Genomic DNA, 18,963 nt, shown 5'->3' with positions numbered 1-18,963 from the left:
TTTCGGGGAAAATATTACGTTCGCCGGGATTCACCCGCTCGGCGGGCGGCACCGGCACGAAGGAACCCCACGATTGCGCCACAGGAACGCCCCGCTCCGGCGCCGTTCGCCAGGACCGTGGCACGGATGTTACCGACACGCGATACATCGCGATAGGACTGGTACGCGCTTCCCGCGTCCGCACGTGCCGACGGCCGGCGTCCTCGGGGAGGGCACCGGCCGTCGGTACGCGTACGGGCCGTCCGGGCAGCGCGCCCGGACGGCAGCGGCGGGCGGTCAGTCGATCACCGTGTAACCCGCCTCCCGGAGCGCCGTGCCGACCTCCGTGCAGTGCTCGGGGCCCTTCGTCTCCAGGTGCAGCTCGACCTCCGCCTCCGTGATGCCGAGCCGCGGATCGGTCCGTACGTGGCTGACGTCGAGCACGTTCGCGTCCACCTCGGACAGCACGCCCAGCAGCGTCGCCAGCGCGCCCGGCCGGTCCGTCAGGCGCAGCCGCAGCGAGAGGTAGCGGCCGCCGGCCGCCATGCCGTGCCGCAGGATGCGCTGCATGAGCAGCGGGTCGACGTTGCCGCCGGAGAGCACGGCGACGACCGGGCCCTGGAAGGCCGCCGGCTCCGACAGCAGCGCCGCGACCGGGCTCGCGCCGGCCGGCTCGACGACCATCTTGGCCCGTTCCAGGCAGAGCAGCAGCGCGCTGGAGAGCGCGTCCTCGGAAACCGTGCGGACCTCGTCGACCAGCTCGCCGATGATCCCGAACGGCACGTCGCCCGGCCGCCCGACCTTGATGCCGTCCGCCATCGTGGCCGGCGCCTCGATCGCGACGGGGCGCCCGGCGGCCAACGAGGGCGGGTACGCGGCGGCGCCGGCCGCCTGCACGCCGACGATCCGCACGTCGGGCCGGATCGCCTTCACGGCCACCGCGATGCCGGCGGCGAGCCCGCCGCCGCCCATGCCGACCACGATCGTGCGCACCTCGGGGCACTGCTCCAGGATCTCCAGGCCGACCGTGCCCTGCCCGGCGATGATGTCGGGGTGGTCGAAGGGGTGGATGAAGACCGCGCCGGTCTCGCGCGCGTACTGCTGCGCGGCGGCCAGCGTCTCGTCGACGACCTGGCCGTGCAGCCGCACCTCGGCGCCGTAGTCGCGGGTCGCGGCGACCTTGGGCAGCGGCGCGCCCTCGGGCATGAAGACGGTCGAGCGGACGCCCAGCAGGGAGGCGGCCAGTGCCACGCCCTGCGCGTGGTTGCCGGCGCTCGCGGCCACCACCCCGGCGGAACGTTCCTCCGCCGACAGCCCGGCGATCCTGACGTACGCACCACGGATCTTGAAGGAGCCGGTGCGCTGAAGGTTCTCGCACTTGAAGTGGACCGGCGCGCCCACCAGCCCGGACAGGAAGCGGCTGCCCTCCAGCGCGGTGGACCTGCTCACCCCGGACAGCAGCTTCTGCGCACCATGGATGTCGTCAAGCGTGACGGCGGGAAGCACCCCTGTGGCTCCTGTGGTCCGTGGAGCGGGGGAGGCCGCCGCAGAACCGGCGGTACCGGGAGCGGCGGAAGCGGGTGTCTGCGGCGTGTGATCGGCCATGGCGCCAGTCTTACAGCTCGCGCCCCCGCAGGCGCCCGCGGCCGTCGGACCCGGTCCACGGCCGTACATCTTTGGTCAGCGCCGGTACGGTCCCCGCGCGGGCCGCGTACTCTGTCCCCCAATCCGTACGCACCTCCATGAAGCGAGCATCCGGCCATGCCCACCTCTTCGGACATGACGACCCACACCGATTCCGCTCTCCTCGACGCGCTGCAACATCAAGTGGCCGTCTTCGCCCGCCGCGCCGAACAGAGCCGGCTCGGCGGTGTCGGGCAGGCGCGCAACTCCATGGACCGCGCCGCCTACCTGCTGCTCAACCGGCTCGATCAGGAGGGCGCGATGGGCGTCAAGGCCCTGGCCGCCGGCATGGGCATCGACTCCTCGACCGTCACCCGCCAGGTCGCGCCGCTGGTCGACGCCGGTCTCGTCACCCGCGCCTCGCACCCCGAGGACGGGCGCGCTGTCGTCCTGCAGCTCTCCGAGCGCGGCCGGGCCCGCCTGGAGGAGGTGCGCGCCTCCCGCCGCGAGCTGATGGCGCTGGTCACAGCGGAGTGGAGCGAGGAGGAGCGCAATTCCTTCACCACGCTCCTGACGCGCTTCAACGTCTCCCTCTCCACGGTGACGGCCTCGCTCTCCCCGGGGACACCGGCCTCCTGACCGCGCCCCCGGTGCGGTCCCCCGGGCCGCACCACCTGCCGCACGGCTCTTGACCCCCGTGCCCGCGCTGCCGTGCCATGGAGCCATCGCCGGGCCGCCGGGCCCGCGAGGCCCCACGGGGAGGCGCTGTGCGAGAGCGGCGGGCTGCACAGGAACGCCGCCGTGCCCAGGAGTTCGAGGCCTTCGTGGCGGGCGCGGCGGGCCGGCTGCTGCGCACCGTCACGCTGCTGACCGGCGAGCCGTCGGGCGCTCCGGCCCCGGTCGCCGAGGAACTGCTGACCGTCGCGCTGTCCCGGACGTACGCGTCCTGGGACCGGCTGCGCGGCGAGGATCCGTACGACCGCACCCGCCAGGAGCTGGCCGTGCTCTTCGCCCGTACGGCCTGGCGCCACCGCCGGCCGCGCGGCGGCCTGCTCGACCGGCTCGGCCCGCAGGAACGGCTCATTCTCGTCCTGCGGCTGTGCGAGGGCGTGGCGGAGGAGCAGACCGCCGCCCTGCTGGGACTGCCCGCCGAACGGGTGCGCACGCTGTGCCTGCGGGCGGTCGCCGAGATGCGCAGCACCCGGCCCGGCAGCGCGCCCCCGTCCGCCTCGGGCGCCGGGGCGGTGACGTCGTGAGCCCGCCCGACCGCAAGGAGGCGGAGGTGCGGCGGATGCTCGACGGGCCGCACCCGCTCGTCCCGCCCGACCTCGCGGTGCGTGCCGCCGTACGCGGCCGCCGGCTGCTGTTCCGGCGCCGGCTGCTGGGCACGGCCGGCTGGCTGCTGCTGTTCCTCGCGGCCGTGGCGTTCACCGTCTGGGCGGTCACCCAGCAGCCGTGGATACCGCCGCCGACGCGTACGACACCGCCGCTGGAGGGCTGGTGAACGGGCCCGGTGCCCGCCGGGCGGGGCGCCCGGGCGTGGCCGCTCGGGCGCGGTACCACCGGCCGGGCGCGCGTGCGGCGTCCGGCCGGTGACCCGTGGCGGTCGTACGTGTCCCTAGCCCAGCGCCTGCGTCAGGTCGGCGAGCAGGTCGTCGACGGACTCGATGCCGACCGAGAGCCGGACCAGGTCGGCCGGCACCTCCAGCGCGGAGCCCGCGGCCGAGGCGTGCGTCATCCGGCCCGGGTGCTCGATCAGCGACTCCACGCCGCCCAGCGACTCGCCGAGGGTGAAGAGCTTGGCGCGGTCGCAGACGTCCACCGCCGCCTGCTCGCCGCCCGCGACCTGGAAGGACACCATGCCGCCGAAGGAACGCATCTGCTTGGCGGCGGTCTCGTGCCCCGGGTGCTCGGGCAGCCCCGGGTAGTACACCTTCGTCACCTTCGGGTGCGAGGCCAGCAGCTCGGCGACCCGCGCCGCGTTGGCGCTGTGCCGGTCCATCCGCACGGCGAGCGTCTTGATGCCGCGCATGACCAGCCAGGCGTCGAACGGCCCGGCGATCGCGCCCATGGCGTTCTGGTGGAAGGCCAGCTCCTCGCCGAGCGCGTCGTCGCCGACGACCAGCGCGCCGCCCACCACGTCCGAGTGACCGCCCATGTACTTGGTCGTGGAGTACACGACGACGTCGGCGCCGAGCGCGAGCGGCTGCTGGAGGTAGGGGCTGGCGAAGGTGTTGTCCACGACGAGCTTCGCGCCGGCGGTGCGCGCGACGTCGGCGAGGGCCGCGATGTCGGTGATGCCGAGCAGCGGGTTGCTGGGCGTCTCGACCCAGATGGCCTTCGTGCGCGGCCGGATCGCCTCCCGTACGGCGGCCGGGTCGGAGGAGGAGGCCACGGACCACTCCACGCCCCACCGCTCGGCGACCTTGGCGAAGAGGCGGAACGTGCCGCCGTAGGCGTCGTCCGGGATGACGACGTGGTCGCCCGGGACGAGCAGGGTCCGCAGCAGGCAGTCCTCGGCGGCGAGCCCGGAGGCGAACGCGAGGCCGCGGCGGCCGCCGTCCAGGGCCGCGAGGTTCTCCTCCAGGGCCGTACGGGTCGGGTTGGCGCTGCGGCTGTACTCGTAGCCGCCGCGCAGGCCGCCGACCCCGTCCTGCTTGTACGTCGAGACCTGGTAGATGGGCACCGATACCGCGCCCGTCTCCCGGTCCGCCTCCTGCCCCGCGTGGATGGCGAGGGTTTCGAAGTGCTGGTGGCGCTGTCCGCGCTGATCACTCATGTCTGCCGAGGGTAGTCGCCCGCGGCGGGCGCGGGCCCGGGAACTTTCTGCTTCGCTGGGGAGTGGAGAGAAGTGGACACGGAAGTGCCACCGACCGAGCCCCTGACCGAGCCACCGAGGCCGCAAGGCCACCGCACCGCCCGCGCGCCCGACGCCCCGACCTGGAAACGACTCCTCATGGACGTACTGCTCCTTCTCCTCGCCCTCCTCGCCTTCGCGGGGGTCGTCGGCTACCCCCTGGCACGGCGCCGGCGCGCGCTGCGGCAGGCCGGTCAGGGCATGGCGGCGGCCGCCGACCCGATGGGGGCCTACGGCTTCGTCCCCGCCGAGCAGCTGGACGTACGGCTGCCGGGGCCCGACCCGGAGCTGGCCGAGGCGCTGGCCGAGATCGCCCGCACCCAGGACTGGCGGCCGGCGTCCCGGCTGCTGGCGGACACCCCCGAGGGCGACGAGCGCAGGTGGCAGCGGGTGCAGACGCTGGCGGGAGCGGCGGCGTTCGCGACGGCGCCTGGCCAGGACGGCGCGCCGGGTGCGCACCCCGACGCACCGGCCGGTTCCCGGGGCGGCATCTGGCTGCGCACCTGGCGCGCCGAGAAGCCCAAGGACTCCGGCGCCGCCCAGACGCACGCGCAGTTCCTCGTGGTGCAGGCGCTGCGCGACCCCGGTTCCGAGGACTTCCGCATGATCCTCGAGGAGGCCCGCACGGTCTGCGAGGAGGCGCGGCTGCTGGCGCCCGGCAGCCCGGTCCCGTACATCATCGAGCTGGCCGTGGCCCGCGGCCTCGGCGACCGCCGCCCCGACTACGAGGAGCTGTGGTCCAAGGTCGTCCAGCGCGCGCCGCACCACATGGGCGCGCATCTCGCGGCGCTCCCGTACTGGTCGGAGAAGTGGCACGGCTCCAAGGAGGACGCGGACGCCTTCACGGAGCGCGCCGCAGCGAGCGCGCCCCCGAAGTCGCTGCTCCCCGCCCTGCCGCTCTTCTCCGTGTTCGACCACCTCCCCGAGGCGAACATGGTCCGCAGCCTCTTCCAGAGCGCGGTCGTGGAGCGCGCCATCGAGGGCGCGCACTACGCGCTGCGCCAGGCCCCGGCCGACCATCCGGTGGCGCCGCACGTACGCCACCTCCTGATCTGGTTCCTCGTCCAGGCGGAGCGGTACGCCGAGGCCATGGAGCAGCTGCGTCTGGTGGACGGCCACGTCGGCGCGGTGCCGTGGTCGTACGACGCCCGGCCGGCCGCCGCGTACGCCACCTACCGTGCGCTGGCCGTCGCGGGCTGGGAGGCCCAGGGCGGCTCCCCGGCCACGCTCCCGCCGTCCTGACGCCCGCGCCGGAATTCCCGGCCCGCGCCGAGCGTTCTCGGAAGCGACGACTGCCCCGCCCGTCCTCACCCCCGGAGCCTGATCCCGATGCTGTTCTCCCGCTTCAAGAACCGTCTCCCCTCCCCCGAGGAGGCGCTGAAGGGCCGCCCCGAGCCGGAGTTCACGGTCCCCGAGCGCCACACCGTCCTCGGCAACAGCCTGCTCGGCCCGTACCCGGAGGGGTTCGAGGTGGCCGACTTCGGGCTGGGCTGCTTCTGGGGCGCCGAGCGGAAGTTCTGGCAGACCGACGGAGTGTGGACCACCCTCGTCGGCTACCAGGGCGGCCACACCCCGAACCCCACGTACGAAGAGGTCTGCAGCGGCCTCACCGGCCACACCGAGGCCGTCCGCGTCGTCTTCGACCCGGCGAAGGTCTCCTACGAGACCCTGCTGAAGGTCTTCTGGGAGTCCCACGACCCCACCCAGGGCTTCCGCCAGGGCAACGACGTCGGCACGCAGTACCGCTCCGCGGTCTACACCCACTCGCCCGAGCAGGCCGCGACGGCCGAGGCCTCCCGCGCCGCCTACCAGAAGGTGCTCACCGCCTCCGGCTACGGCGACATCACCACCGAACTCCTCCCCGCCGCCCCCTTCTACCCCGCCGAGCCCTACCACCAGCAGTACCTCGACAAGAACCCCGCCGGCTACTGCGGCATCGGCGGCACCGGCGTCTCCTGCCCGGTGGGCGTGGCCCGCGCGGACGGCTGAGGCCAGGCCGGGCAGTCGCCTTCCGGATACGGGGGCCGGACGGACGGCTGCCGCAAGCGGTTCCCCGTGCCCTTCAGTGCGCGGAGACGGTGCCGGTCGGGGTGAGGGTGGTTTCGGCGGGGGCTCGGGTCTCGTGGAGGGATACGTAGCGGTCGCCGAGGGTGTCGGCTTCGGCGGGGGTCGTGGGGGGTGTGGTGAGGGTGACCGCGCTGACGTGGATGCCGTGGGGGGTCAGTTCGGGGTGGAGTGAGCGCGCGTAGTGGTGGAGGGCGGCCATGGCCAGGCCGACGTTGGCGTCGGCGGGGGCCGGGGTGGTGGCCGCGGGGCCGGTGGTCACCAGGAGGGTGCCGGAGCCGCGGGCGAGCATGTCGGGGAGCACCTGGCCGACGGCCGTGACCGCGCCGAGGACGTAGAGGCCGAACTGGGCCGTGGCCGAGGCGGCGGTGGTCTGCGCGGCGTGGGTGACCGGGCCGGACGGGCCGGGGCCGTAGTCCAGGACGTCGGGCGGGCCCAGCGTCTCGGTGGCCTGTGCCAGGGCTGCGGCCAGCGCGTCCCGGTCCCGCAGGTCGGCGGGGAAGGCGGCCGCGGTGATGCCGAGTCCGGCGAGTTCGGCAACCTGCGTGTCCAGCCGGTCCTTCGTACGGGCGACGAGGCCGACCCGGAAGCCACGGCGTCCGAACGCGCGGGCCACCCCCATGCCGCGCCCCGGACCGGCACCGACCACCACGAGAGTCCTGGCCACCGCTGCTCCTCTCCGCGCCGGCGGCGGACCCGCAACTGCCAGGGCCGCGCCGGCTGATCACTTGTCGGGTGCGTTTCCTCTGTGTGCCCACGCGCAAGGGTCCGTACGCGTCTCCGTATGCGTCCTCGTACGTCTCCTCACGGGCGCGGGGACCCCGTGGGCGGTGCGGTGGACGGCTTCGGCGACGGGGGTGCCGGGGTGTACGGGAAGGTGGCCGAGGCGGGCGGGCCGGTGGGGTCGGGGATGGGGCGGACGCCCGTGCCGTCGTCCCGACAGGCCGTCAGGGACAGGGCCGCCGCGGCCAGTACCGAGGCCAGGGCGGCGCGGCGGAGCACGGCGGCACGCGGGGTGATCGGCATACCGGCACCCTGACCGGGCGCGCTGCTGTGCCGCTAACGTCTCGCTAACGCACACCCGCCCCGTGAGCCCTGTACGACCCGTACGCCTCAGGGCTTACGGGCCACCAGGGCGTACTGGGCGACCTCCGGCGGCTCGGCGGGGCTGCCGTCCGGGGCCGGGCCGGGGCGCCAGCGGGTGCAGGAGACCAGGCCGGGCGGGAGCAGGTCCAGGCCCGCGGCGAAGCGGGCGATCTCCGCGCCGGTGCGGGCGGTGATGGGCGGGGTGGCGTGTTCGTTCCAGAAGCGCATGGCCTCGGCGTTGCCCTCGCCGCCCAGTTCGAGGGTGGGGTGGGTGAGGACGAGGTGGCTGCCGGAGGGGACGGCGGCGAGCAGCCGGTCCACGGTCCGCTGCGCCTGCGCGGTGTCCGTGAGGAAGTTGAGGATGCCGAGGAACATGACGGCGACGGGCCGGCCGAAGTCCAGGGTGCGGGCGGCCGCGTGGAGGATCGCGTCCGGGTCCTGCGCGTCCGCCTCGACGTAGTCGGTGACGCCGCCGGGCCCGCTGGTGAGCAGCGCGCGGGCGTGGGCGAGGACGATCGGATCGTTGTCGACGTAGACCACGCGGGCATCGGGCGCGGTGCGCTGGGCGACCTCGTGGGTGTTGTCGGCGGTGGGCAGGCCGGTGCCGACGTCGAGGAACTGGCGGATGCCCGCCTCGCCCGCGAGGTGGCGCACGGCACGGCCGAGGAACGCCCGGTCGGCGCGCGCCACGTCGCCGATGCTCGGGTAGAGGCCGGTGACGTGGTCGCCGACCTGGCGGTCGACGGCGTAGTTGTCCTTGCCGCCGAGCCAGTGGTTCCAGACCCGGGCGTTGTGCGCGACCCCGGTGTTGATCCGGGCCGCCGTCCCCGCGTGCCCGCCGTCGTCCGTCACGTCCGCTCCCCTCGTCCCGTACACGTCCCGCTCTCGGCAAGTGACGTTACCAGTGGGGAAGTTGAGGCTGACGGGGCATCGGTCGCTAGGACTTGCGGTGGTCCAGCCGGGCCCGGTCCGCTGCGGCCATGCCCTGGTGGAGGCCGTCGGCGTCGCGGATCCCGCGCATGCGTACGGCCGTGGTCTCGGGGAAGAGCGCTCCGGTCCGCTCCTCGACCGCGAGGTCCCGCGCGGCGAGCACCGGCAGCAGGTCCGGCGTCTCCTCAGCGGCCTCGGCGGTGACCCGGCCGGCCGCGTCGGTGAGCCGGTCGCGGATGCGGGACGCGTACCCGGCGAGGAAGGACTGGCGGAAGTCCTTGGTACGGCGGGACTTCCCCCGGGTGTGGTGCTGGTCGGCCGCGCGCTGCATGGCCGTGGTGGCCTGCACGAGGAGGGACGTGTAGAGCAGCTCGGCGGCGTCCAGGTCCGGCGGGAAGCCGACGAGGGTGGTGAAGGCGGCCTCCGGGGACCAGACGGCGCGGCAGCGGTTGGCGTCGGCCACCGCGTCCAGCAGCAGCGCCTTGGTGCTCTCGTACGGGCCGTCGATGCCGATGCGGAGGGCGGCCGGGCCGTCGGCGGCCGCGGCGCCCGCGAGCAGCGCCTCGGAGACCCGGTACCGGGCCATCAGCTCCTGAGCCTTGGCGGAGAGCGCCTCGGCCTCCTCGGGGAAGGCGGTGGACTCGGCCTTGGCGAGCAGGCCGCGGATGCGCCCGAGGACGCGCGGTTCGCCGCCGGGCGTACCTGCGGCGGCCCCGGCGCGCGGCGCGGCCGTGCGGGCGCCCGGCTCGCCGGGGAGCGGGCCCGTCGGGGTGACGCGGGGCAGCCGGCCGAGGACGCGCAGCACCTCCAGGACGTCGCAGAGCGCTTCGAAGCGGGTGGTGCGGCGGCGCCGGGCCAGCGCGTCCAGGTAGCCGCCGTCGTCCGGCCACCAGACCTCGGCGCCCGCCTCGCGCAGCTGGGCCGCCCAGCGGGGCGGGAGCGCGTCGGCGGGGTAGCGGCGGAGCTCGGCGGCCACGAGGTCGGCGGCCGGCTCGATGGGCGCGCCCGCGCGCCGGACGAGGCGTACCAGGTCGGCGGGGTGCCAGCCGCCCTCCCAGCAGCCGCGCACGGCCGCCGCTGCCGCGGTCAGCAGGGCCCGGCTCACGGCCTCGGGGCCCGCCGGGTCAGCGCTCAGCGCCGAGGCGCCGGTCTCGACGGCGTCCTCGGCGGCCCGGCCGTCGGCGGCGTACCGGACCGTGCCCAGCACGCGTGCCACGGTCTCCGCCGCGCCGTCCGCGGCGCCGTCGTCCCGGCGCCCGTCGCGCCCCTTGCCCTTGTCGCCCACCGGATCACTGTACGTAGGCGGGCGGCGCGGCCCGTAACGCGTACGGACGCGTACGGCGCGGGCCCGCAACGACGACGGGCGGCGCCCCGGACACCGGTCCGGAGCGCCGCCCGTGTGCGGCCGGGGAAGCCGTCAGGTCGTGCGGGGCGCGCGGGTCACCGCAGGGCGCTGCCCGCCTTCCACTGCGTCCAGTCCATGTTCCAGCCGTTCAGGCCGTTGTCGGGCTGGACGGTCTTGTCCTGGGAGTTCTTCATGACGACCACGTCACCGAGGAGGGAGTGGTCGTAGAACCAGGCGGCGTCGGTCTTGGCGTCCTTGGCGCCCTTGACGTCCTCCAGGCCGATGCAGCCGTGGCTGGTGTTGGCCTGGCCGAAGATGCCCTTGCCCCAGTAGTTGCCGTGGATGAACGTGCCGGAGCTGGAGAGCCGCATGGCGTGCGGGACATCGGGGATGTCGTACTCGCCCTTGCCGTCGTGCTTGGTGAAGCCGACGGTCGAGCCGTCCATGCGGGTCTGCAGGTACTTCTCGGAGATCACCATCTGCCCGTTGTAGGTGGGGTTCTCCTTGCCGCCCGCGGAGATCGGGATCCGCTTGACGGTCCTGCCGTCGCGCACGACGGTCATCATGTGGGTCTTGGCGTCGACCGTGCTCACCTGGGAGCGGCCGACGTTGAAGCTCACGGTCTTGTCCTGGATGCCCTGCACGCCGGGGGACGCCTCGACGCCGTCCAGGTTCAGGTCCATGGTGACCTTGGTGCCGGCCTTCCAGTACTCCTGCGGACGGAAGTCCAGGCGGGTGTCGCTGAACCAGTGGCCGACGACCTCCTGGTTGCTGCTCGCCGCGACCTTGATCTTCGACTCGACGGCGGCCTTGTCCTTCACCGGCTTGTCGAAGTTGACCGAGACCGGCATGCCCGTGCCGACGGTGGAGCCGTCCTCGGGGGTGAAGTTGCCGATGAAGCTGTTGGTGGGCGAGACCGTGGTGAAGGTGGAGTGCTCCACCGCCTTGCGGCCCTCGGAGTCCTCTGCGTGCGCAGTGATCTTGTACTGCGTGGAGCGGTTCAGCTGGGACTGCGGCTGCCAGGACTTGCCGTCGGGCGAGAGGGTGCCGGGCACCTTCTCCTTGGTCTCGACGGAGGTCATCGTCACGTCGGTCAGCTTGCCCTTGGTGACGGCGACCCGGGTGTCGTGGTTGAGGCCGACGCTGGTCGCACCGCTCTTCGGAGTGATCTTGATCTTGGCGTCCGAGGCGTCCTCGGCCGCCGCGCGGTCGACCTGCTCCTGCTTCTGGTGCTTCTCCGGCGGGCCGGAGCCGCCGCTGTCGCCGCTGGCCTTGCCGCCACCGCCGCCGCAGGCGGTGAGCGTGAGCGCCCCGCCCAGCAGCGCGGCGGTGGCTATGAAGCCCTGGCGGCGCTTACTGTCCGTCATCGGTTGGTTCTCCATTGCTACGGATCCTGAGGTCCTCCCCGAGCACATCTGGGCACACTTGGTCCCAGTCGCTCCCATGATGAACGCCTGTTCCCTTTTTGCCGTTCCATGCACGGGAAAGTGTGGGAAAGGACACCCGGGGTTCCGCGGCGGAGAACGCCGCCGTCAGACGTCCTCGTCGTCCCCCGCGTCGCCCAGGTCCCACTCCTCCGCTTCAGGGTCGTAGTCGGTCTCCTCGCTGCTCCACGACGCCTGGACGAGCTCCACGCCGGGTACGTCGTTGATCAGGTCGAAGGGGTCGATGAGGTGCGCGACGGCCTCGGCCGGCTCGGCCTGCACCGCCTCCCGCGCGTAGCCGCGCTCCTGGTCGGTCATGTGGTCCTCGCCGCTGATCCCGTCGAGGGCCGCGCCGGTCAGCTGGTCCGAGTCCGAGATCTCCATGACCAGCTCGACGCGCAAGCGGACAAACCGTGATGTGTCACCGTTGCTCATGCCACGGAGCGTAGGCACCCCGGGGCCCTGGCTTCCCCGCGACCCGCGGCTGTTACTAACATCTGCGTAACGGCCAACGCGCCGAGCCGTGAAGGGGGATCGTTCCGTGACCGCACGCCGACCACTGGTGACTGCAGCTGCGGCGGGCTCGGTGCTGATCGCACTGTGTTTCGTGCCGTCGGCGAACGCCACGGTCGAGCACCACGCCGGCACCCAGCGCTCCGCCGCCGCCCCCGCGGTCGCCCAGGACACCGGGACCGGGACCGGCACGCAGGCCGGGACCGCCGGGCAGACGGAGGCCGTACCGGACGGCCAGGACGCCGCCGGCACGGCCGGCACCCAGGGTTCGGGCGAGGTCCGGCTCGCCGACTCCGGCTCGATCGACACCACCCCGTACGCCGTCGGCGGCACGGCCTTCCTCGGCATCGGCGCGGCCCTGGTCACCGTCGCCGTGCGCCGCTCCCGCGGCGAGACGGCCTGAGCACCCGCTGCCGGGACGCGAGAACGGCCTGAGAGAGCCCGCCGCCGGGGCGTGAACGGCCTGAGAGCCCGCGTCCCTCCTGGCAGGGCGGACACGGGCTCCCGCGGCCGGAGCGGCCCGGCCGCCCCCCCCCCGAGACTCAGTCCAGCGGGCCGGTGACCGGCTCCACGGCCGCGACCAGCTTGCCGCTCCGCACGAACTCGTACGCCGCCGCCAGGTCGGGCGCGAGGAAACGGTCCTCCCCCGGACCCTGGATGCCCTCGGCACGTACGGCGTCCAGCACCGCGCGGGTGGCCGGGGACGGGGTCAGCCCGTCGCGCATCTCCACCGCGCGGGTCGCGGCGTACAGCTCGACGGCGACGACCCGGGTGAGGTTGTCGACGGCGGTACGCAGCTTGCGCGCCGCCGACCAGCCCATCGAGACGTGGTCCTCCTGCATCGCGGAGGACGGGATGGAGTCCACCGACGCCGGGGCCGCGAGCCGCTTCAGCTCGCTGACCAGCGCGGCCTGGGTGTACTGGGCAATCATCAGGCCCGAGTCCACGCCCGGGTCACCGGCCAGGAAGGCGGGCAGGCCGTGGGAGCGGTTCTTGTCCAGCAGCCGGTCCGTGCGGCGCTCGGCGACCGAGCCGAGGTCGGCGGCGGCGATGGCGAGGAAGTCCAGCACATAGGCGACCGGCGCACCGTGGAAGTTGCCGTTGGACTCGACCCGGCCGTCCGGCAGCACGACGGGGTTGTCGACGGCGGCGGCCAGCTCGCGCTCGGCGACCAGCCGGGCGTGCGCCAGGGTGTCCCGGCCCGCGCCCGCGACCTGCGGGGCGCACCGCACGGAGTACGCGTCCTGGACGCGCGGCGCGTCGTCCTGGTGGTGGCCGGTCAGCCCGGAGCCGTCCAGCACCTTGAGCATGTTGGCGGCCGAGGCGGCCTGGCCCGGGTGCGGGCGGATGGCGTGCAGCTCGGGCGCGAGGACCTTGTCCGTGCCGAGCAGCGCCTCCAGGGAGAGGGCAGCGGTGATGTCGGCCGAGGTGAAGAGGCGGGCCAGGTCGGCGCAGGCCATCACGAGCATGCCGAGCATGCCGTCGGTGCCGTTCAGGAGGGCCAGGCCCTCCTTCTCGCGCAGTTCGACGGGCTCGATGCCATGGGCCGCCAGCAGCTCACCGGAGGGCCGTACGACGCCGTCCGGGCCCTCCGCCTCGCCCTCGCCCATCAGGGTCAGCGCGCAGTGCGAGAGCGGCGCGAGGTCACCGGAGCAGCCGAGCGAGCCGTATTCGTGGACGACGGGGGTGATGCCCGCGTTCAGCAGCGCCGCCATGGTCTCCACGACGAGCGGGCGTACGCCCGTACGGCCCGAGGCCAGGGTCTTCAGGCGCAGGAACATCAGCGCGCGCACCACCTCGCGCTCGACGCGCGGGCCCATGCCGGCCGCGTGCGAGCGGACGATGTTGCGCTGCAGCTGGGCCCGCAGCTCGGGGCTGATGTGCCGGACGGCGAGCGCGCCGAAGCCGGTGGAGACGCCGTAGACCGGGTCGGGCTTGGCGGCGAGGTCGTCGATGAAGGCGCGGGAGGCGGCGACGGCCGCGAGCGCGTCGGCGGACACCTCGACGCGCGCGGCGCCGCGTGCCACGTCGATGACGTCCTGAGCGGTCGTGCCGGTCGTCCCCAGCACCACGGTGTGCATATCCATATTCAGGCACCCTAGAGAGTGAAATCACGGATGTCATCAGCGGGGTACGGGAGCACTCCTTACCCCCGGTGGGACGCGCGGGGCGGCGGCCCGGCCCCACGCGGCCCGGTCCCGCGGCGCACGGCCGCCGACTGCCGGACGCCGGCTGCCGGGCGCTCGGCGGGGCGGGCGCTCAGCGGCGGCGGAAGCGGCGCCGCTCGCCCTTCGGTGCCACCGGGTCCCGCTCGGCCGCGTCGGCCATGCGGACGACCGGATCGCCCTCGCCGCCGTCCCGGCCCGCCACCACGGGCCCCGGTGAGCGGGTGCCCTTGGCCCGGTACTGCGCGGCGTCCGCGAGCCGGAAGAGACGGCGCGCCGAACGCACCGGGCCGATCGGGTCGCCGGTGGAGGCGACGCCGACCGCGACGCCCTCGCCGAGGTCCAACGCGCCCGCGCGGCGGCAGAGTTCCGTCGCGACCCGCACCACCTCGTCGGCCGGCGGCCCGTCGGCCACCAGACAGAACTCGTCGCCGCCCAGCCGGGCCGCGAGGGCGCCCGGCAGTATCGCGCCGCACAGGGAGAGCACCGAGCCGAACCGTTCCAGCAGGCGGTCGCCCGCCGCGTGGCCCTGGGTGTCGTTCACCCGCTTCAGCCCGTTGAGGTCGCAGATCACCAGGCTGACGACGGTGCCCTCGACGCGGTGCCGGTCCAGCGCCTCGTCCAGCAGTACGTCCACGGCGCGCCGGTTGGCCAGCCCGGTCAGCGCGTCGGTGAAGGCCAGCTTGCGGGCCTCGGCCAGCCGCTCGGTCTGGGCGAGCCCGGCCGCCGCCACCGCGGCCAGCACGGTCGCGAAGTGCGCGTCGTCCCGGCCGAAGACCGGGGTGCCGCGCGGCCGGGCCACGTACAGCTCGCCCCAGGCCCGGCCGTGCAGCACGATCGGCGCCACCACGCAGCTGCCCCGGCCGCGGCGGCGCAGCGCGGCCACCCTCTGGTGGCAGTACGACCCCTGCTCGTGCGGCCCGTCGGCGGTCTCCACCCAGGCTTCGGGCTCGCCGCCGCCCGCCCACCGCTCGTGCAGGAAGCCGACGATCTCGGGGAACTGGTGCACCGGGTAGGACTCGTCGTCCGGGTACTCCTGCTCGCCGTCGGCGAGGTCGCCGACGTTCACCAGCACCCGGAGCCGGCCGAGCTGGCGCTCCCAAACGGAGACCGCGGCGAAGGAGCCGCCGAGCGCCCGGCACGCGCCCTGCGCCGCCGCCCTGGCCGATTCCGTCGGGTGGTGCGCGGCGGCCATGGCCTGGGCGAGGGCGACGACGGCCCGCAGCCGGGCGTCGCACCCGTTGTCGCCCTCGCCGATCGCTTCGCCCGTCACCGGCCCTCACAATCCGTCACCGTCGGCGCACCCTGACCTTACAGAGTAGGAAGGTTCGACGGGTTTCGCCCCTTATGGGCGACGCGGCGGGACGGTGGCCGGGCGGCGGCGAGGAACGGTCACCGGGTGGCGGCCGGGAGCGGTGCGGGCCGCCACCCGGGCGGGGCCTGCGTCACTCCCCCGGCCAGTCCGGGGTCCGCTTCTCGTTGAACGCGGCCACGCCCTCGGCCCGGTCGCCGGAGAACGCGACGCTGCGCCAGGCGCCGTCCTCCAGGTCCAGCCCGGTACGCAGGTCCAGGCCGTGTCCCAGGCGCATGGCGCGCTTGGCGGCGCGCAGCCCGACGGGCGAGTTGCGGGCGATCCGCGCGGCCAGCGCCAGCGCCTCGGTACGGTCCTCGCCGGCGCCGACGAGCTGGTCGACCAGGCCCAGCGCCGCGGCCTCCTCGGCCTCGACGCGGCGCGCGGTGAAGACCAGCTCGGCCGCGCGGGCCGCGCCCACCCGGCGCGGCAGCAGCTGCGTACCGCCGCCGCCCGGGATCACGCCGACCGAGACCTCCGGCAGGCCCACGACGGCGGTGGGGTCGGCGACGATCAGGTCGCAGGAGAGCGCCAGCTCGAAGCCGCCGCCGAGCGCGAAGCCGTGCACGGCCGCGATGGTGGGCATCGGCAGTTCCAGCACGCCGGTGTAGGCGGCGCGGGTGTACGGGCGCTGGCGCATCAGGTCGGCGTCGGTGAAGGAGTTGCGCTCCTTGAGGTCGGCGCCGACGCAGAACGCGCGGTCGTGCGTGGAGGTGAGGACCACGGTCCGTACGGTGCGGTCGGCGGCGAGCGCGTCGGTGGCGGCGGTGAGGGCGCGGGCCATGTCCGTGGAGACGGCGTTCATCGCCTTGGGGCGGTCCATGGCGAGTTCGGCGACGTGCTCGCCGTGCCGCTTGACTGCCACGTACTCGCCGTACCGCTGCTCATCCTGGTCGGCCATGGGTACCGCCCCTCCCGGTTAACGATCGCTTACGGGTGCGATCGTAGCCGGGCGGGGACGGCGGCCCGCCGTCAGGACTTCGGCTGGCGTCGCGTCAGCAGCCACGGTTCGACGACGCCCAGGCCGCGGACCGGGCGCTGCCACATCGGCTGGAGGGCGAAGCGGTAGGCGGGGACCGGGCCCTCGCCCTCCTTCTCCGCCGCTGCCGCCTCGGCCTCGGAGACCGGTGCGTCGCCGTTCCTGCTCAGCTCCTCGGCGAACGCCTCGTCGACCAGGACGGTGTCCTTGGGCGCTATGGAGGTGAGCCGGCTGGCGAGGTTCACCGTGGTGCCGAAGACGTCGCCCATGCGGGTCGTGACCGTGCCGAAGGCGATGCCGACCCGCAGCTCGGGCATGGTCTCGTCGTGGCTCAGGGTCTCGATGAGGCGCAGCCCGATCTCGGCGGCGGTGCCCGCGTCGTCGGCGGCGTACAGCACCTCGTCGCCGAGGGTCTTGATGAGCCGGCCGCCGTGCGCGGCGACCAGGTCGGCGGCCGTGGTCTCGAACGCCTCGACCAGCTCGCCCAGTTCCTCCTCCTCCAGGCGGCGGGTGAGGCGGGTGAAGCCGACCAGGTCGGCGAAGCCGACGGCGAGCCGCCGGTCGACCATCTCGGCGTCGTCCTGGGCCTGGACGACCCGGCCGGTGGCGGCGGCGAGCTGCCGGCGCCAGACGTAGACGAGGAACTCCTCCAGCTCGGGGAGGAGCAGCTCGACCAGGGGGTACGTGATCTCCGTACGGGTGAGGCCCGAGTCCTGGGGCTCGGTGAGGCCCTCCAGGAAGGAGTCGATCTGCCAGTCGGCGAGCCGGGCCGTGGTCTGCCCGGTCGAGCGGGCGACCTGCACCGCCATCGCCTCGCTCAGCAGCCCGGCCTCCACCAGGCCGGAGAGCCGGCGCAGCGCCAGCACGTCGGCCTCGGTGAGGGCCTTGACCTGGCCGATGTCGGCGAAGCCCATCGCCCGCCAGAAGCGCGATGCCAGCTCCATGGAGACGCCGGCGCTGCGGGCCGCCTGGAACGGCGTGTACCGCCGCTCGGAGCCCAGGATCAGCTGCTCCAGACGGAGGGCGATGGTGTCGTCGCCGCTCTCCCCGTCGGAGCCGTCCGCTGCGTCGGCGGCACGCGGCACCGCTTCCGCGTCGTGCGGCGATGCGCCCGAGTCGTCGAGGGTCACCGCGCCCTCCTCTTCCGATCCCTGCGCACTGCCCTTCCGATCACTGTTCGCCCGCGGTCCGCTGCCGGACCGATCGCGTCAACGATACGGCAGGTGTGTGCTGGCTCACTCTCACATTCCACACATAACGCACCTTTCGCATGTGTGGAATGTCGTCAACAGCCACCCACCGCCTCCGTTGGCCCCGCGCCGGGCCCGCGGCCCCGCGCGGGGCCCGGCCTCCGGGGCCTAGCCCGCGTCCGCCGCGGGCCGCAGGTGGACGATGTCACCCGCCGACACCGGCCGCTGCACCCCGTCCCCGGTGGCCAGAACCAGCCGCCCGTCGCCGTCCACGGCCACCGCCTCACCCCGGATCTCCTGGTCGCCGGGGAGCAGCGCGCGGACGGTGCGGCCGAGCGTCGCGCAGCCCGCCGCGTACGCCTCCTGCAGCCCGCAGGCCGCCGGGTCACCGTCGGCGGCGCGCCAGTCGCCGTACCACTTCTCCAGCGAGCGCAGCACGGCGCGCAGCAGCGGATCGCGGTCGGTGCCCTGCGCCCCGGCCAGGGTGAGCGAGCCGGCGGTGGGCACCGGCAGCTCATCGGCGCGCAGTGTGACGTTCAGGCCGATGCCGAGCACGACGCCGTCGCCGGCCGCCTCGGCGAGGATGCCGCCCGCCTTGCGCTCCTCGCCGTCCACCGTGAGCAGCAGGTCGTTGGGCCACTTCAGTGCCGTGTCCACGCCGGCCGCGCGGGCGAGCGCGGTGGCGGTGGCCACCCCGGCCAGCAGCGGCAGCCAGCCCCAGCGCGCCTGGGGCACGTCCGGTTCGAGGTACACGGAGAAGAAGAGCCCGGAGCGGGGCGGCGCCGACCACGTGCGGTCCAGCCGGCCGCGGGCCGCCGACTGTTCCTCCGCGACGAGCACGCTGCCCGCCTCCGCCTCGCCCTTGGCCGCGCGGGCCGCCAGGTCGGAGTTGGTGGAGCCGGTCGCCGGGACCACGTCCAGGGAGGTCCACAGGGAGCCGGGGCGTACGAGGGCCTGGCGCAGCGCCTTCTCGTTCAGCGGGGGACGGTCGAGGTCCGACCACGGGCCGCCACGGCCGTCGCCTGAGTTGTCGGGGTTTACGGGTGGTTGAGGCGTCATGCTGCCCAGCCTAGGCGGCCGTCGGGCCCGCCGAGTGTGGTCAACGACGCAGTGCCGCTGAGCAGCGCCGCGGATACGCTACGAGTCGGTAGGCCACTCTCCCGTAACGAATTCGGTCCCCCGTACGAGCACCAGTCCAGGACGAGCAGGAGCCGCATCCCGATGTCCGAGCCGGAAGCACACATCCACACCACAGCGGGCAAGCTGGCGGATCTTCAGCGCCGTATCGAAGAGGCCACGCATGCCGGTTCCGCGCGTGCGGTGGAGAAGCAGCATGCCAAGGGCAAGCTGACCGCCCGTGAGCGGATCGATCTGCTGCTGGACGAAGGGTCCTTCGTCGAGCTGGACGAGTTCGCCCGGCACCGCGCGACCGACTTCGGCATGGCCGACAACCGCCC

General features: G+C 74.2%; 20 protein-coding genes. 7 read left to right on the top strand and 13 right to left on the bottom strand.

Annotated features, from left to right (window positions below; all coding sequences use genetic code 11):
* Positions 1 to 276: 276 nt before the first annotated feature.
* Positions 277 to 1,584 carry a threonine ammonia-lyase gene (gene ilvA / locus C3486_RS08115; RefSeq protein WP_103831900.1) on the bottom strand — a complete coding sequence of 436 codons (1,308 nt, stop codon included), beginning with the start codon at positions 1,582 to 1,584 and terminating at the stop codon, positions 277 to 279.
* 156 nt (positions 1,585 to 1,740) lie between these two features.
* Here ilvA and C3486_RS08110 point away from each other — a divergent pair, with 156 nt between their 5' ends.
* The 3 genes from C3486_RS08110 (at position 1,741) to C3486_RS08100 (ending at position 3,106) form a co-directional block, all read left to right on the top strand.
* Entirely contained in the window at positions 1,741 to 2,241 is a 501-nt protein-coding gene (locus C3486_RS08110; protein ID WP_103831899.1) for a MarR family winged helix-turn-helix transcriptional regulator, read from the top strand.
* 128 nt (positions 2,242 to 2,369) lie between these two features.
* Positions 2,370 to 2,858 (top strand): sigma factor-like helix-turn-helix DNA-binding protein, encoded by a 489-nt coding sequence (locus tag C3486_RS08105; protein ID WP_103831898.1) that lies wholly within the window; start codon positions 2,370 to 2,372, stop codon positions 2,856 to 2,858.
* Positions 2,855 to 3,106, top strand: coding sequence for a hypothetical protein (locus C3486_RS08100; protein ID WP_181138476.1), 252 nt, complete (start codon positions 2,855 to 2,857; stop codon positions 3,104 to 3,106). Before C3486_RS08105 ends, C3486_RS08100 begins: the two co-directional genes overlap by 4 nt.
* A 114-nt stretch (positions 3,107 to 3,220) precedes the next feature.
* On the opposite strand, the gene C3486_RS08095 is transcribed toward C3486_RS08100, so the two are convergent.
* A complete protein-coding gene (locus C3486_RS08095) occupies positions 3,221 to 4,381 on the bottom strand; it encodes a cystathionine gamma-synthase (RefSeq protein ID WP_103831897.1) in 1,161 nt (386 codons plus the stop codon).
* A gap of 177 nt (positions 4,382 to 4,558) precedes the next feature.
* Here C3486_RS08095 and C3486_RS08090 point away from each other — a divergent pair, with 177 nt between their 5' ends.
* Positions 4,559 to 5,701 (top strand): hypothetical protein, encoded by a 1,143-nt coding sequence (locus tag C3486_RS08090; protein ID WP_103831896.1) that lies wholly within the window; start codon positions 4,559 to 4,561, stop codon positions 5,699 to 5,701.
* Positions 5,702 to 5,788: 87 nt separating this feature from the next.
* On the top strand, positions 5,789 to 6,448 hold the full coding sequence (gene msrA / locus C3486_RS08085) for a peptide-methionine (S)-S-oxide reductase MsrA (RefSeq protein ID WP_103831895.1): 660 nt from the start codon (positions 5,789 to 5,791) through the stop codon (positions 6,446 to 6,448).
* A 73-nt stretch (positions 6,449 to 6,521) separates the two neighbouring features.
* Here the strand turns inward: msrA and C3486_RS08080 are convergent, their stop codons facing one another.
* The 6 genes from C3486_RS08080 to C3486_RS37920 all read right to left on the bottom strand — a co-directional run bounded on the left by C3486_RS08080 (position 6,522) and on the right by C3486_RS37920 (position 11,743).
* Positions 6,522 to 7,190 carry an SDR family NAD(P)-dependent oxidoreductase gene (locus C3486_RS08080; RefSeq protein ID WP_103831894.1) on the bottom strand — a complete coding sequence of 223 codons (669 nt, stop codon included), beginning with the start codon at positions 7,188 to 7,190 and terminating at the stop codon, positions 6,522 to 6,524.
* A 137-nt stretch (positions 7,191 to 7,327) separates the two neighbouring features.
* The gene (locus tag C3486_RS08075; protein WP_103831893.1) at positions 7,328 to 7,549 is read right to left on the bottom strand and encodes a hypothetical protein; all 222 of its coding nucleotides are present in this window, start codon (positions 7,547 to 7,549) and stop codon (positions 7,328 to 7,330) included.
* 87 nt (positions 7,550 to 7,636) lie between these two features.
* The gene (locus tag C3486_RS08070) at positions 7,637 to 8,461 is read right to left on the bottom strand and encodes an SAM-dependent methyltransferase (protein WP_103831892.1); all 825 of its coding nucleotides are present in this window, start codon (positions 8,459 to 8,461) and stop codon (positions 7,637 to 7,639) included.
* A gap of 85 nt (positions 8,462 to 8,546) precedes the next feature.
* Positions 8,547 to 9,824 carry a DUF2786 domain-containing protein gene (locus tag C3486_RS08065; protein ID WP_308461228.1) on the bottom strand — a complete coding sequence of 426 codons (1,278 nt, stop codon included), beginning with the start codon at positions 9,822 to 9,824 and terminating at the stop codon, positions 8,547 to 8,549.
* A gap of 155 nt (positions 9,825 to 9,979) precedes the next feature.
* On the bottom strand, positions 9,980 to 11,266 hold the full coding sequence (locus tag C3486_RS08060; RefSeq protein WP_103831891.1) for an Ig-like domain-containing protein: 1,287 nt from the start codon (positions 11,264 to 11,266) through the stop codon (positions 9,980 to 9,982).
* Positions 11,267 to 11,416: 150 nt separating this feature from the next.
* Complete coding sequence (locus C3486_RS37920; RefSeq protein ID WP_103831890.1) at positions 11,417 to 11,743, bottom strand: hypothetical protein; 327 nt, start codon at positions 11,741 to 11,743, stop codon at positions 11,417 to 11,419.
* Positions 11,744 to 11,849: 106 nt separating this feature from the next.
* On the opposite strand from C3486_RS37920, the gene C3486_RS08050 reads away from it, so the two are divergent.
* The gene (locus C3486_RS08050) at positions 11,850 to 12,224 is read left to right on the top strand and encodes a hypothetical protein (RefSeq protein WP_103831889.1); all 375 of its coding nucleotides are present in this window, start codon (positions 11,850 to 11,852) and stop codon (positions 12,222 to 12,224) included.
* Between the two features lie 139 nt (positions 12,225 to 12,363).
* Here C3486_RS08050 and hutH read toward each other — a convergent pair whose 3' ends face one another.
* The 5 genes from hutH to C3486_RS08025 all read right to left on the bottom strand — a co-directional run bounded on the left by hutH (position 12,364) and on the right by C3486_RS08025 (position 18,565).
* Complete coding sequence (gene hutH, locus C3486_RS08045) at positions 12,364 to 13,908, bottom strand: histidine ammonia-lyase (protein WP_181138474.1); 1,545 nt, start codon at positions 13,906 to 13,908, stop codon at positions 12,364 to 12,366.
* Positions 13,909 to 14,080: 172 nt separating this feature from the next.
* Positions 14,081 to 15,181, bottom strand: a complete 1,101-nt coding sequence (locus tag C3486_RS08040) for a GGDEF domain-containing protein (RefSeq protein WP_103831976.1) — start codon at positions 15,179 to 15,181, stop codon at positions 14,081 to 14,083.
* Positions 15,182 to 15,431: 250 nt separating this feature from the next.
* Complete coding sequence (locus C3486_RS08035; RefSeq protein WP_103831887.1) at positions 15,432 to 16,238, bottom strand: enoyl-CoA hydratase/isomerase family protein; 807 nt, start codon at positions 16,236 to 16,238, stop codon at positions 15,432 to 15,434.
* 71 nt (positions 16,239 to 16,309) lie between these two features.
* On the bottom strand, positions 16,310 to 17,401 hold the full coding sequence (locus C3486_RS08030) for an adenylate/guanylate cyclase domain-containing protein (RefSeq protein WP_258052666.1): 1,092 nt from the start codon (positions 17,399 to 17,401) through the stop codon (positions 16,310 to 16,312).
* Between the two features lie 273 nt (positions 17,402 to 17,674).
* Positions 17,675 to 18,565 carry a biotin--[acetyl-CoA-carboxylase] ligase gene (locus C3486_RS08025; protein ID WP_103831885.1) on the bottom strand — a complete coding sequence of 297 codons (891 nt, stop codon included), beginning with the start codon at positions 18,563 to 18,565 and terminating at the stop codon, positions 17,675 to 17,677.
* A 162-nt stretch (positions 18,566 to 18,727) separates the two neighbouring features.
* Between C3486_RS08025 and C3486_RS08020 the strand changes: the two genes are divergently transcribed.
* Positions 18,728 to 18,963 (top strand): carboxyl transferase domain-containing protein (locus tag C3486_RS08020; protein ID WP_308461227.1); only part of this gene is annotated, 236 nt, incomplete at its 3' end.

The sequence above is a fragment of the Streptomyces sp. Ru73 genome, assembly GCF_002920575.1.
Taxonomy (GTDB): domain Bacteria; phylum Actinomycetota; class Actinomycetes; order Streptomycetales; family Streptomycetaceae; genus Streptomyces.
Note: the sequence above shows the minus strand (reverse complement) of the source record. Positions and strands in the feature narration are given on the sequence as shown.